The 13,632-nt window shown below is 61.5% G+C and carries 10 protein-coding genes; 5 read left to right on the plus strand and 5 right to left on the minus strand.

Translation table 11 applies throughout. The annotated features are described in order from the left end of the window. The first annotated feature begins 48 nt into the window (after positions 1-48). Positions 49-1,638, plus strand: a complete 1,590-nt coding sequence (gene tnpC, locus ACZ1JX_RS11305; RefSeq protein WP_084281523.1) for an IS66 family transposase — start codon at positions 49-51, stop codon at positions 1,636-1,638. Then, the gene (locus ACZ1JX_RS11310) at positions 1,635-2,228 is read left to right on the plus strand and encodes a plasmid pRiA4b ORF-3 family protein (protein ID WP_254895250.1); all 594 of its coding nucleotides are present in this window, start codon (positions 1,635-1,637) and stop codon (positions 2,226-2,228) included. The genes tnpC and ACZ1JX_RS11310 overlap by 4 nt, the downstream gene beginning before the upstream one ends. 2 nt (positions 2,229-2,230) lie before the next feature. Here ACZ1JX_RS11310 and ACZ1JX_RS11315 read toward each other — a convergent pair whose 3' ends face one another. From ACZ1JX_RS11315 to ACZ1JX_RS11335, 5 genes are all read right to left on the minus strand, one after another. Continuing rightward, complete coding sequence (locus ACZ1JX_RS11315) at positions 2,231-5,023, minus strand: type I restriction endonuclease subunit R (RefSeq protein ID WP_465123650.1); 2,793 nt, start codon at positions 5,021-5,023, stop codon at positions 2,231-2,233. After that, a complete protein-coding gene (locus ACZ1JX_RS11320) occupies positions 5,020-5,994 on the minus strand; it encodes a GIY-YIG nuclease family protein (RefSeq protein ID WP_465123651.1) in 975 nt (324 codons plus the stop codon). The genes ACZ1JX_RS11315 and ACZ1JX_RS11320 overlap by 4 nt, the downstream gene beginning before the upstream one ends. Further along, positions 5,991-7,958, minus strand: a complete 1,968-nt coding sequence (locus tag ACZ1JX_RS11325) for a restriction endonuclease subunit S (protein ID WP_465123652.1) — start codon at positions 7,956-7,958, stop codon at positions 5,991-5,993. Before ACZ1JX_RS11325 ends, ACZ1JX_RS11320 begins: the two co-directional genes overlap by 4 nt. Further along, the gene (locus tag ACZ1JX_RS11330; RefSeq protein ID WP_465123653.1) at positions 7,955-9,775 is read right to left on the minus strand and encodes a type I restriction-modification system subunit M; all 1,821 of its coding nucleotides are present in this window, start codon (positions 9,773-9,775) and stop codon (positions 7,955-7,957) included. Before ACZ1JX_RS11330 ends, ACZ1JX_RS11325 begins: the two co-directional genes overlap by 4 nt. Before the next feature lie 223 nt (positions 9,776-9,998). Next, positions 9,999-10,604, minus strand: a complete 606-nt coding sequence (locus ACZ1JX_RS11335; RefSeq protein ID WP_465123654.1) for a hypothetical protein — start codon at positions 10,602-10,604, stop codon at positions 9,999-10,001. Between the two features lie 305 nt (positions 10,605-10,909). Between ACZ1JX_RS11335 and ACZ1JX_RS11340 the strand changes: the two genes are divergently transcribed. From ACZ1JX_RS11340 to ACZ1JX_RS11350, 3 genes are all read left to right on the plus strand, one after another. Next, entirely contained in the window at positions 10,910-11,563 is a 654-nt protein-coding gene (locus tag ACZ1JX_RS11340) for a TetR/AcrR family transcriptional regulator (protein ID WP_465123655.1), read from the plus strand. Positions 11,564-11,734: 171 nt separating this feature from the next. Further along, positions 11,735-12,016, plus strand: coding sequence for a c-type cytochrome (locus tag ACZ1JX_RS11345; protein WP_465126402.1), 282 nt, complete (start codon positions 11,735-11,737; stop codon positions 12,014-12,016). After that, a complete protein-coding gene (locus ACZ1JX_RS11350; RefSeq protein WP_465123656.1) occupies positions 12,013-13,632 on the plus strand; it encodes an FAD-binding oxidoreductase in 1,620 nt (539 codons plus the stop codon). The genes ACZ1JX_RS11345 and ACZ1JX_RS11350 overlap by 4 nt, the downstream gene beginning before the upstream one ends.

The raw sequence follows: 13,632 nt of genomic DNA on the forward strand, positions 1-13,632 counted from the left end.
TGCGGTTTTAGGTAGGATCGGGAAGGCATTTCCGCTATAGTTCCGGGCATGCGGTTCGACCTTGATCGCCTTCCCACAGACCCGGTTCTCCTGCAGAAAATGCTGCGGGAGATGGCCGAAGCCATGGAGGTAGAGCGGGCCGAGCTGAAGGCGGTAAAGCATACCGTCAAGACCCAAAGCCTGACGATCGAAAAGCTGGAGCATCGCCTTGCCCGGCTGCTGCGCGTCCAGTTCGGTCGCAGCTCCGAAAAGATGGATATCGCGCAACTGCGCCTGATGTTCGAAGAGGTCGAGACCCCGGAGCCGGCCAATGACGACGTAGCCACATCGTCAAAGCTGAAATCGGCACGCAAGGCTGGAGCCCGGACGCCGATCCCGGCGCACGTCCCGCGCCTGACGACGGAGCATCGCCCAGAGCCCTGTGGCTGCGGGGGCGTGGAAACCGTCATCTGCGAAGACGTCACCGAAGTGCTGGATTATGTGCCGGCCCGCTTCCGCGTCCTGCGCCATGTTCGCCCTCGTATCGCTTGCCGGTCTTGCGAGACAATCCGCCAGGCTCCGGCCATTGAGCTGCCGTTGCCCAAGGTCATGGCGAGCAGCGCGCTGCTTGCGCATCTGGTCGTCAGCCGCTTCGTGGATCATCAACCCTGGCACCGCCAGTCGGTGATCTTGCGTCGCCAGGGCGTGGACATCGATCGCGATGTAATGGGGCGTTGGTCCCGCAAGCTGGCTTGGTTGATGGCCCCGCTCGGCGAACGCTTGCTCGCCTACGTCCTCCAAGCTCCCAAGATCCATGGTGACGAGACGCCGGTCACATTGCTCATGGGTGAGGACGGCAGCCACACTGCCTACTTCTGGGTCTATCTGCGCGATGGTCGTTCGAGCGGCGACATGAGCCCGCCCGCTGTGGTGTTCCGCTTCACCACCGGCCGCGGCGGCGAGCATCCCGCAGCCCATCTCGCCGGATATCAGGGATACCTCCAGGCGGATGGCTATGCCGGCTACAACGCGCTGTATCGTGACCCCAAGACGAAGGCCCCGCGCGGCGTGACCGAGGTGGGTTGCTGGGCACATGCGCGGCGCAAGTTTACTGACATCCTGGAAAAGAACCCGTCGCCAGTCGCGGCTGAAGCCGTTGTGAGGATTGGTGAGCTGTTCGCGATCGAGCGCGACATCAAGGGCGCACCACCCGATGCACGACGACAGGTCCGCCAGCAGCAGGCCTCCCCTAAACTGGCTGCCTTACGGCCCTGGCTCGAAGCACAGATGCGCGGGCTGTCCTCAGACAGCGCACTGGCGAAGGCCTGCCGTTATCCGCTCAACCGGTGGGCGGCGATGATCCGCTATTGCGACGATGGCCTGCTCGAGATCAGCAACAACCTGGTCGAAAATGCCCTGCGCGGCGTTGCTCTTGGTCGGCGCAACTGGATGTTCGTCGGTTCGACCAAGGGCGGAGATGCTTCGGCCCTGTTTTACTCGCTTGTCGAGACATGCCGCCTGAACGGCGTGGAACCCGAGGCTTGGTTTACCGACGTCATCGCGCGTATCGGCAACCACCCGATCAACCGGATCGACGAATTGCTGCCATGGAACTGGCATGCGGCGAGAGAGGTCCAGAACCTGGAGTATGCTGCTTGAGCAACGCCTTCATCGTGCGGATGACAATCACCCTAGACGACGTGACGCCGGCCGTCAGCCGCGTAATCGAAGTGCCGCTGGGTATCCGGCTCGATCGTCTGCACAGCGTCTTCCAGGCGGCATTGGCGTGGACGGACAGTCATCTGTGGGAACTGACGTTCGGTCGCACGGGCTTCGGCATCCCAGATCCCGAATATGGCTTTGGCGGTCCGCTCGATGCCCGCAAGGCGACCCTGGGTCAGGCTCTAGAGGGAATGCGGGGCAAGTCCTTCCGATACCTATACGACTTCGGTGATGCCTGGGAGCACAGCGTCAAAATCCAGGGCATCGCTCCGGCCGAGCCCCAAGGCAGCTATCCTCGCCTGCTCGCAGCCACCGGCATGCGACCGCCAGAGGACTCAGGCGGACCTTGGGGCTATGCCGAGAAGCTGGAAGCCCTGGCCGATCCGACACATGAATACCATGAAGAGGCGTTGGAAGCCCTGGGGGACGACCATGATACCGATGCTCAGCCCGACATCGACATGATCCATAACCGCTTAGCAGCGCTGGCAAAGAAATGGGCGCCGCGCCCGCGGAAGGCCAAATAGACTTACGTCAACGCCGCCTTCCGTCGGCGCTTACCCTTCTCCTTCTCGTGTAACGCACCCGAACCCACGCCGGTTATCGGCGGTAGCTTCGGTCGGTCCTCTCCACCGATCGACAAGTTGCGTTGGCCTTGGTCCTTCAGGTTATGGTGCGTCAGCTTGACGCCTGACAGGTCGACGCCATCACGCTCACGGCCGAACTGCAGCAACGGGATCAGGCGCTTGTAGAACAGGAACCGCTTCTCGATGTCGGTGCTACCGTAGTCGATGATCTGCGACAGGAAGGTGTAGAGGCGGACGTATCCGCCCATGTCGTTCTTGAACAACGTGAGGGCGTTCATCTCGTCCCTCGCGTCCTGTTCGGCGGTCTTGTCCTTGGCCTCCAGAGCGGTCCTAAGGCGTTCCTGAGCGCCTTTGAACTGATGGAGCAACCTTTGAGCTACTGGCTCCAGCGCGGCCACCAGCTGCCCCTGCGTGGCCGTGGGGTCAAGCTCTACCGCGACCAGCCGCTCGACCTCGTAGGTGTCGTAATGACCTGATGCATCAAGCTTGGCACGGATGTCGAAGATCTGGTCGGGATTGGTCTCGGCCTCGATCTCGGCGGTCTCGTGGTATTGCCTGAAAGCGTGCAGCACCTCTTCGGAGCTGTTCACGAAGTCGAGGATGTAGGTCGTGTCCTTGCCGGGGTGCGCACGGTTGAGGCGCGACAGGGTCTGGACAGCCTGAATGCCGGCAAGGCGGCGGTCGACATACATGCCGCACAGCAGCGGCTGGTCGAAGCCGGTTTGGAACTTATTCGCCACCAGCAGGATCTTGCAGTCCTCGTCCGTGAAGGCATCGCGGATGTCGCGTCCCTTCAGCGTCGGGTTGAGCTTGGCACTGGTTTCGGTGAGGGGTTCGCCTGTCCCGTCTGGATCGTTCACGTCGCCGGAGAACGCCACCAGCGTGCTCATGCGGTATCCTTGTGACCGAATGTAGCTGTCGATCGCCAGTTGCCACCTGACGGCCTCCAAGCGGCTTCCAAGCACGACCATCGCCTTGGCCTTCCCTTGAAGCAACGGAGCGACGTTCTCACGGAAGTGCTCAACGACGATCTGGACCTTCTGCGAGATGTTCCAGGGGTGCAGCCGGACCCAGCGCATGATGCCCTTCATGGCCGCGCTCTTCTCGACTTCCTGCTCGTCCCACTCCTCGCCACCATTCGCCAACCGGAAGGCGAGGCGATACGGCGTGTAATTCTTCAGCACGTCGAGGATGAAGCCTTCCTCGATCGCCTGTCGCATCGAGTAGACGTGGAAAGGGGCTGGGAGGTTTGTTTGACCCGCGGGTGCGTCAGGATTGGGACGCCGGCCGAACAGTTCCATCGTCTTGGTCTTCGGCGTGGCGGTGAAGGCAACGTAGGTCACCCCGTCCTTCGCGGCGCGTGCGGTCATCTGCGCCGCGAGGATGTCCTCGGCCGCATACTCACCGCCATCACCAAGCTCAGCCAGCTCCTCCGGCGAGAGCACAGCCTTGAGCTTTGATGCTGTCTCACCCGCCTGCGAGCTGTGGGCTTCATCGGCGATCACCGCAAAGCGCTTGTGCTGGGTTGCAGCGCGCTCACGCACGGCTTCGAGCGCAAACGGGAAGGTCTGCATGGTGCAGACGATAATCTTCTTGCCCGCATCCAGAGCCTGGGCGAGCGCTGCGCTCTTGCTGCCGCCTTCGCTGGTGATAGTGGCGACGACCCCCTTGGTCCGCTCGAACTCGAACAGCGCCTCTTGGAGCTGCGCGTCGATTACGTTGCGGTCGGATACGACGATGACACTCGAGAAGATCTTGGCATCGGTTTCGTCGTGGAGATCGGCAAGGAAATGCGCCGACCAGGCGATCGAATTGGTCTTGCCCGACCCCGCGCTGTGCTGGATCAGGAAGCGCCCTCCGGCGCCCTCGGCCTTGACCTGCGCGCGCAGCTTCCGCGTGGCGTCGAGCTGGTGGTAGCGGGGAAAGATCAGCCCGCTGATCTGCTTCTTCTTGTCGCGCTTGGCGATCATGTAGCGGCCGATGATCTCCAGCCAGCTGTCGGGCTGCCACACCTCTCGCCACAGATAGGCAGTTGGATGGCCGGGACCGTCGGCGGGGTTTCCTGCACCGCCTTGATTACCACGGTTGAAGGGCAAGAAGCGGGTCGCGCCGCCTTCGAGGCGAGTGGTCATCATCACATCGCGGTTGCTCACGGCGAAGTGGACGAGCGCACCGGTGGCGAAGGTCAGCAGCGGTTCGCCGCGCACTGGGCGGTCGAACTTGTATTGGTCCATGGCGTCGGCGATGGTTTGAGTGAAGTTGGTCTTCAGCTCCACCGTGGCGACGGGAATGCCATTGATGAACAGGCCAAGGTCGATGCAGTTCTCATTCGCGCGCGAATAGCGCAGCTGGCGCACGACGCGCAGGCGATTGGCCTTGTAGCGGGCGACGATCGCGGCGTTCATGCCGGATGCCGGTGCGAACTGCGCCAGGCTGACCAGTCCACGCACACCGATCATCTCGATACCATAGCGCAAAACGTCGAGCGTGCCCCGGTCGTCGAGAGACTTGCGCACACGGTCGCACAGCACCTCTATCGCAGCGAGACCATGCGACTTCTGCAGTGCTTGCCAGACGTCTGGCTGAGACACCTCAAGCCAGGTCTGCAGGTCTTCTGGGTAGAGCGCGCGGGCACGGTCGTAGCACACCGCAGAGCCCTGCTCGTAGAGCCAGCCCGACGCCTCGAGATCGGCGCAGATCTCGTCCTCGAAACTGATCTCCTTGTGGATGCTCACAGGCCCAGCTCCCGAAGCGCCTCGGCAGCAATTGCTTCTGGGTTCACGCGCCTCGCCTCCCAAGCTTGATAGGACTCGCCGCTATCGCTGTGCTTCCAGTGCGCCGGACCATTCGTCGACGTGCCATTCGCCACCGATGCTGCCGCGCTTGGGCTTCCAAACGCATAGTCGCTCGCGAACCGCAGTTGGCCGTCCGCCTCGGTGGCGATCACACCGGCTCGGAGCAACTCGTCATAGAGTCTGCGATAGCTGCCAAGCTCTCTTGGTTCTCGGGCTTGAGAGCCTGCAAGGACCACGAACTCTCCGCGGTCATTCAGGACAGCATCCGCACGGAAGTTCTTACGCGGCAGGTGGAGGGTGAAGTGGACGCCTTCGCGCATTATTTCGCCTCCAGGAAAAGCAGCTACCCTTCTGGACCCGGCACTTGTTCCTGCGTCGACAACTTGAGATGGCACTTCACGCCGGGCCTTTTGAATAAACATGTCCACGCGCACGGCAGGAAGCACGATGAAGAGATTTTCTAGAAACGCTTCCATCTTCGCGACATCTGCTTCGCTCAGCGAGGGCGGGAGAGGCGAAGTGCTATTGTCCAAGGGCATGCGGCCGACAGCTCGTGCGGCTTCAATGAGCCGTGCTTCGAGAAACCTGACATGTGCCTTGTTGAGCTTGTTCGCAGCGGCGGTCACGAGCACGGCATCGGTCCACCAATCCTTTTTCAGGTCGTGGCTCCTGATGCGAGCTGAGATGTCCTCGCCCTCACCTATGTATGCGAGGGGCTCCCCATTGCGTTCGCCCAACAGAAGGTAGATCCCCGCGTAGCTTGCCTCCTCGCGAGCCAAGGCGGCGGGTATCTGAGTGCGGGGAGCCATGAGCACATGCCCCGTCCAATTGAACATCTCGGCGGTCAGCATCCCATCGGGACGCCCGTCGATGTAGTAGAGTTCAAGGCTGCGTCCGATTGTGCGGCTCATAACGGCAGTGCGCCTTGTCGGTCCGTGCGGGGAGCGGTGCCGTTGGGGACAAGACCATTGCGGCGCATCCAGGCGATCCAGTGTTCAAGGTCGTCCCGCTTGAACTTTCTTGCCTTCTCGTCGTGCCATTCGGTGAGCACACCCCTGAAGATCGCATCGTCATCATCTGGCAATCCGGCGGCTTGAAGGTCATTCCAGACCGCATAGATTGTTGCGACCGCTTCCACGCCGTCCCGGCCGATGCCGCCCAGGTCCGCAAGGAGCCGCGACAGGCGCTGTGAGCGATCTTCCCCGGCCAGGGCGCGAAGCTCTTCGGCCGGCGCACAAGCGGCCCTCGGGACGTTGTAAGTGACCCGTTCGCCTACCTCAGCCGGTCCATCCGTCGTTATGCCGCACAGCTCGAATGCGCCCTGCTCCATGGCCGCGATCAAACTGCTATCATAGGGCCCAGCAGCATAGCGTTCATAGCGCCCTCCGATTTCGTTCAAGCCGCAGTGGGCCTCGGCGAGGTAGCCGCCTTTCATGACCGCCATGCGCCCCATTTGACCGAGTTTAAGCACTACAACGCCACCCACGACAGCTCGCAACGACGGCAGCACGCGCTCTACCGGCGCAGCGACCAAAGGCGCCAGGGCGGCGTTGGCAGCTTGCCCCCGCACGTCGATCTTGCCGGTGACGGCGGCGGAGATCAGCGCCGCGCGGCGTTCTTGAAGGAGGGTGATGGCACTTTGCGATGCCTTCTCAAGCGCAGTGAATCGGTGAGCTAATGAGGCTCCCTCCTCCAGAATTTTGTCCACCTCGTCTTCAGGCGGCCATGGAACCTTCATATCCTTGAACTCATCCCAATAGAGCCTCAGGCGGAAATCAGTCACCCCGCGAGAACGGCGTCGCATTTCCTCGACGGCCGACGGCGTGCGCAGCAGAGCCTCGACATACTCCGATCGCAGCTTCTTGAGCGGCTCAGCCACAACATAGGCAGGGCTCACTTGTCCATGGGTCTGGACCGCCCCAAAGCCACCCTGCCACGCACGCATCATATTGTAGACAAGATCGTTTGGCTGGACGCGTTTGTATTTCGTGCGGTCTTCACTCCGAGCTACGTTGCGCTCCATATCTTCATCGGGGATTTCGAAGTCCGACACACCTCGATGAATCGATACGCTAAGGATCGGCAGATCTTCGGAACCAATCCGTGCAGCTTCGCGATAGAGGCTCGCGACCCGAATTACCTCCCAATGCGCCGGGATTTCCCCCAGCCATTCGATGCCGCTGTCCTTCATGGGGGCGTTGGGGTTGAGGCCCTTGGTGACGGCGTGGGAGATCACTGCCTGCCGCTTTTCCTTTAGCAGCGCGATCAACCGCTCCTGCTCTGCCACCAGCCCATCGATCTTCGCGGTCTCGCGGTCGAGGAATGTAGCGATGGCCTTCTGCTCGTCTAGGGGCGGAAGACAACCAAGGGTATTTGCAAGTGGTTCCAGATTAAGGGCGCGAAATGTCGCCCCGCCAATTGAGCTTTCCCACTGAGCTACACTTTCGCGCGAACGCAGTATCCAAAAGAGAAATCGCTGATCTATCTCCGACTTTGGTGCGATACGAGCAGTGCCCTGTGTTAAGTTCCCGCCATCGAGTTCATCAGGAACAACCATCACTTTCCCAAAGCTTGGACCAATCGAACATATCAAATCACCTGCGCGGATAACGCTGCGCTGGTAAGGAGCAGCAATTTCTGGCGTGGTCCGCAAAATTGAGTTCATATCTGCCACACCATTCTCCGCTGTCATGTCTGCGGGGCGAACGTATGGTATGCCATCAGGAGTATCTGGCCCTGCTTGCACAATACCGTAGGTGATTGGCCGATAATCATCGACCATCCATTTTATAGCTGCCACGCGCCAATGCTTCGGCACCACACCGAGCCACGGCACGCCACTGTCCTTGTAATCCGCATAGGCCGGCACACTCACGCGGCCAGCTCCGTCAGCATCGCCTGAATGCGCGCGGTCACCTCGACAAGCTCCGCATCGATCTCCGCCAGCGGGCGCGGCGGTTCGAACACATAAAAGTGCCGGTTGAACGGGATCTCGTAGCCGATCTTGGTCTTCTCGTGATCGATCCAGGCATCGGGCGCGTGAGGCTTCACCTCGCGGGCGAAGTAGGCTTCCACATCCTCGGTCAGAGGCACGTTCTCGGTGTCGCGAAGAGCGCTGTCGGCCTGTGGCTTGCCCTTGGCCTTGCCCTTCTGGCCCAGCACCGGCTTGCCGCTCTCGTCCAGCAAGGGCCGCTCGACGGTGATCGTGCGATAGCCGAAGCTCTTGTTGTCGAAGATGCGGGAGAGCGGGCTCAGCTTCACCTTGCCGCCTTCGGGTGCCTGCGGCGGCGCCTCACCTGCAGTCACGACCTCGCGCGCGACCTCCTTGCCATTGGCATCCAGCACCGTTGCCAGCTGCGCCTCGACAAAGGCACCGAACAGGCGCGTGACCTCGCGGATGTGGTCCTCACTCATCTGCTTGCGCTTGCTGCCCAGGGACTTGCGCATCTTCTGCCAGAAGCCGCTTGCATCGATCAGCTGGACCTTGCCAGTTCGCTCGGCCGGCTTCTTGTTGGACAGGACCCACACATAGGTTGCGATGCCGGTGTTGTAGAACATGTCCGTCGGAAGCGCGATGATCGCTTCGAGCAGGTCGCTCTCAAGCACGAAGCGCCGGATCTCGCTCTCGCCACTGCAAGCGCCGCCAGTGAACAGCGGTGAGCCATTGAGCACGATGCCGAACCGGCAGCCGCCCTCGGTCCACGGTCGCATCTTCGACAGCAGGTGCATCAGGAACAGCAGCGAGCCATCGGACACGCGCGGCAGGCCGGGACCGAAGCGCCCTGCAAAGCCAAGCCGGGTATGCTCGTCCTGCACCGCCTTCTGGACTTTTTTCCATTCCACCCCGAAGGGAGGGTTAGACAACATATAGTCAAACGTCTGGCCGGGATGCCCATCGTCCGACAGGGTGTTGCCCTGCACGATACGCGAGATGTCCTGCCCCTTGATCAGCATGTCGGCCTTGCAGATCGCGTAGGACTCCGGGTTCAGCTCCTGCCCCGACATGGTGAGCTGCGCCTGCGGGTTGTGCTCGAACAGATACTCCCCTGCAATCGACAGCATGCCGCCGGTGCCCGCCGTTGGGTCATAGATAGAACGGACAACACCAGGCTTCGACAAGACGTCGTCGTCCTCGACGAACAGGAGGTTGACCATCAGGCGGATCACCTCGCGCGGGGTGAAGTGCTCACCGGCAGTCTCGTTGCTGATTTCCGCGAACTTGCGGATAAGCTCCTCGAAGGCGAGACCCATCTGGTTGTTGTCGACGCGCGAAGGGTGCAGGTCGATCCCCGCGAACCGCTCGGTCACCTGATAGAGTAGGCCGTTCTTCGCGAGGCGGTCGATCTGTGCCGCGAACTCGAACTGGTCGAAGATGTCGCGCACCGCTGGCGAGAAGCCTTGGATGTAGCTGAGCAGGTTCGTGCCGATGTTGTCCTGATCACCGACGAGCTTGGCGAGGTCGATGTTGGTGCGGTTGAAGAAGCTCTGTCCTGCGGCGCGCAGCAGGAAGGGATCGGGCCGCCCCGCCTCGGCTTCCTTGAGCACTGCTTCGCGCGTCGGAGCGAGGACGCAGTCGAGACGGCGCAGCACCGTGAACGGCAGGATGACCCGCCCATACTCGGACTGCTTGTAATCGCCGCGCAGAAGATCGGCGACGGACCAGATGAAATTTGAAAGCGATTGATGATTCAAGACCATACCCCCGGTGCAGCGGCAATGTATGTGCCTCACAAGGGGACGTCGAGCAACGGTTGGCAGGAAAGAAAGCGACGGCCTCGGTAGCTGTCTTTACTGTGCAACCACTGGCCAGGAGTGGCAGCGGACACGCAACGGCATACGGCTTCGGCCCCGTCCAAGTATATATGCGGCGCCACTGACTGGGCAGCGACCGGGGCTTGCACCCCGGCCAAGGTGTTTACCTGACGCTCCCATCCCGCTTCCGCAGCGGCGGGTCGTAGTCGGCTGGGAAGATGCGCCAGAAGCCGTCCTCGCATTCGTGACCGATCCCGGTCTCGCCCTCGAACATTGCCTCACGCAGGGTTACCAGAGGCCCGGTGAGCGTCCAGGGGGACACTTCAGCCAAGCTCTCGTAGTCGGCCTCGCAGCCGCTCTGGTCGAGGCTGTAGAGGTGCAGGGTTGCGATCGCGCGTTCGCGGGTCTCGGCAAAGACGTAGACGGTCTGCGCCCCCTCGAAGCCCGATACCTGAAAGCAATGCACGTCGGGGACGGGAGGTGCCGCTACACCCAGCGGAGGGCCATCTGGTGCCCCTAGAGACCAACCCTCGCGGTGACCGCGCCACCATGCAACCCCGATCCCGCCCTGCGCTCCCTGAGCCAGCTGAGGGGTTGCTGCGAGCTGCTCATCGGTAAGCTCCTGGATCTGCGCTGGCGCATTCATCGCCGCTGGTGCATGGACCTCTAGCCACAGCAGGAACATGCGGTGCGCTTCAGCAGAATCGCGCGCGACCAACGTCACGGAATCTGCAAGCGCATCGCTGGTGATCGCGAAGACCTTTGTCATTCGTCTTGACCTCATTCGTTGTCGATAAGGTCACCATGACGCATTCGCGAAGGTAACGCGGGTGGGAAATGGTCCGCAAACTGAACAAAATCAGCCGCATGCGACGCCGACATAGGACAGGAAGTCCTAGGGGCGGGTGGATTGACGACCCCGGTGCTGCCTATTCGCCGAGGTTGGAAAACGCTCCAAAGCCTACGGGAATGCCGTCGCCTGAGAGGTGCATGCACGTCGCTAATGGGGTGTCACCATTTTGCAAAATGTCAGATTGGTTTATGAGCGCTCGGAGAACATTCAGAGGATTATAAGTGGCAGACGGCAGATCGGACAAGGAGCGCAGGCTTGAGGTGGGCAGGCAGAGGCGTCTCAGGACCCGTGCCAAGATCGTTGCCGCAGCCTTCGAACTGTTTGGAGAGGAAGACGGTCTCTATGCCCGCATCGAGGATGTCTCGCAGCGTGCCGGAATCACTCGCGCGACTTTTTACGATCACTTCTCAGGCATGGCTGAGCTACGCGAGGCCGTAACATACGAGGTGACGCACGACTTTCTGACATCGGTCACCTACACTGTTTCATTGCTCCCTGACCCGAGGGAACGCATCTCAGCGGCCATTCGCTTCTATCTGCATCGCGTGCGCGAGGTGCCTGGCTGGGGCCGGTCGATGATCAATCTTAGCGCCAATGGCATCATTTTCGGGGCTGAAACATTCCGTCAGGCCGAGCTGACCGTCGTCGACGCGATCGCCGCAAAGCAGCTGATGATCGAGGACAGTGCCATCGGTCGCGATTCGATCCTCGGCACGACAATCGCTGCAATCTCAACCATGCTCAGGGAGGAGCGCGGTGCGGATTACCCAGAGCGGATCGTGACGGTGATCCTCATCGGACTTGGCGTAACCGCTGAAGAGGCAACAGAAATCGCGCTGAGGCCCCTGCCAGAGTTGGTGGCTTCGCCGAGCTGATTGCAAACTTGACGATATGCAAGATTAGGATTATCCCAGCCTAAATCAGACAACATGTCTGATTTGGATTCGGTATCAGTCCTCGGCCAGAGAAGCCGAAGGTTGGGAGGAGCGGGAATGCCTGTCTTGGCGCGTAACCGGCGATTTGCCGGACCCTTTGTTGTGTCTTCCATGTTGGTGACTGCAGCTTGCGTCAATGCGAGCACGCCGCCGTCGGCTCCACGTGCGCCGGAGACCGTCTACGCCAAGAGTTGCGGCTACTGCCACGGACAACACGTAGCTCCGATCATTCGCGGACGCGGACTGCCACCCGAGATCATCAAGGATTATGTGCGCCGGGGCCCGCGCGGGATGGTCGCATTCCGCCCGACAGAGATCAGCGATGTCGAACTCGAAGCCCTCGCCAAGTGGCTCAACGCCTCGAAGGCCGATCCCAAGGAGAAGGGCGAATGACCGGTATCAGCCGCCGCGACGTGATCCGCACTGGTGCCGTCGGCGCTGCCATGCTGGGATCAAGTGCGTTCGCTTCGCCACTGGACGGCCCGCGCCAGTTGCCGATCCATCTCGACAAGGGAGCCTTTGCCGCAGCGTGCAAGGAACTGCGCGCGGTGGTTGGCGCAGAATGGGTCTTCGCCGACCCTGAAAGCACTCTGCCCTACGCCAAGAGCTTCACCCCCGATCCGCGCCACGAACACGTGCCTTCGGGCGCGGTCGCCCCGGCCTCGGTCGAGGAAGTGCAGGCGATCCTCAAGATCGCCAACAAATACAAACTTCCGCTGTGGACCGTCTCGACCGGCAAGAACATGGGCTATGGCTGTGCCACGCCCGCCAGCAGCGGCCAGATGATCCTCGATCTTAAGCGGATGAACCGGATCATCGAGATCGACGCCGAACTCGGCACCGCGCTGGTCGAGCCCGGCGTGACCTATCAGGACCTGCGCGACTATCTCGACGAGCACAACCTGCCGTTCTGGCTCGACGTGCCGACTGTCGGACCGATCGTCTCGCCGCTGGGCAACACGCTGGAGCGCGGCGTTGGTTATACGCCCTATGGCGACCACTTCTTCATGCAATGCGGCATGGAAGTGGTGCTCGCCGATGGCACTGTCGTGCGCACCGGTATGGGCAGCGTCAAGAACTCCACCACCTGGCAGGCGTTCAAGTGGGGCTACGGGCCCTATATCGACGGCATCTTCACCCAGTCGAACTTCGGCGTCGTCACCAAGCTCGGCTTCTGGCTCATGCCCAAGCCGCCTGCGTTCAAGCCGTTCATGGTGCGCCACAATGAGATGAGCGATGTGGCCAAGATCGTTGATGCCATGCGTCCGTTCCGCATGAACAACCTCATCCCCAACGTCGTGCTGATGATGGGCGCGGCCTATCAGATCGCAATGTTCCACCGCCGCGAGGAATTGTGGGACAAGCCGGAGAGCATTCCGGAGGAGGTCGTGCGAGACTTTGCGAAGAAGCATGGCCTCGGCATGTGGAACACCTACTTCGCGCTCTACGGCACCGACGAGATCATCGCTGCGGTCGAGCCGATCGTGCGCCGCGCCTTCGAGGCCTCCGGCGGGGAAGTGCTGACCGAGAAGGAGATGGGCGGCAACCTGTGGTTCAACCACCACAAGAACCTGATGTCCGGCCAGCTCACGCTGGAGGAGAAGGGCATCATGCGCTGGCGCGGCGGCGGCATGTGCTGCTTCGCGCCGGTCGCCCCGGCCAAGGGCGTTGAGACGCAACAGCAGACCGAACTCGCCAAGGAAATCCTGGGCAAATACGGCTTCGATTATTCGGTCGCCTACGCCATCGGCGGGCGGGAACTCCACCACCTGATCTTCATCCAGTATGACAAGGACGATCCTGCCGAGGAAAAGAAGGCCGACGACTGCATCCGCGAAATGATCACCCGCTTCGGCGAGCGTGGCTGGGCGAGCTACCGCACTGGCGTCAACACGATGGACCTCGTAGCCCAGCAATATGGCGAGGCGAACCGTGCCCTCAACGCCCGCCTCAAGCAGGCGCTCGACCCCAATCACATCCTCTCGCCGGGCAAGCAGGGGATCGCGTGA

The sequence above is a fragment of the Novosphingobium sp. BL-A-41-Hi4A-0G genome, assembly GCF_055521735.1.

Excerpts from the sequence above, each read along its gene's own strand:
- tnpC (WP_084281523.1), top strand. The coding sequence starts at position 49 with ATGCGGTTCGACCTTGATCGCCTTCCCACAGACCCGGTTCTCCTGCAG.
- ACZ1JX_RS11320 (WP_465123651.1), bottom strand. The coding sequence starts at position 5,994 with ATGAGCCGCACAATCGGACGCAGCCTTGAACTCTACTACATCGACGGG.
- ACZ1JX_RS11335 (WP_465123654.1), bottom strand. The coding sequence starts at position 10,604 with ATGACAAAGGTCTTCGCGATCACCAGCGATGCGCTTGCAGATTCCGTG.
- ACZ1JX_RS11345 (WP_465126402.1), top strand. The coding sequence starts at position 11,735 with ATGTTGGTGACTGCAGCTTGCGTCAATGCGAGCACGCCGCCGTCGGCT.
- ACZ1JX_RS11350 (WP_465123656.1), top strand. The coding sequence starts at position 12,013 with ATGACCGGTATCAGCCGCCGCGACGTGATCCGCACTGGTGCCGTCGGC.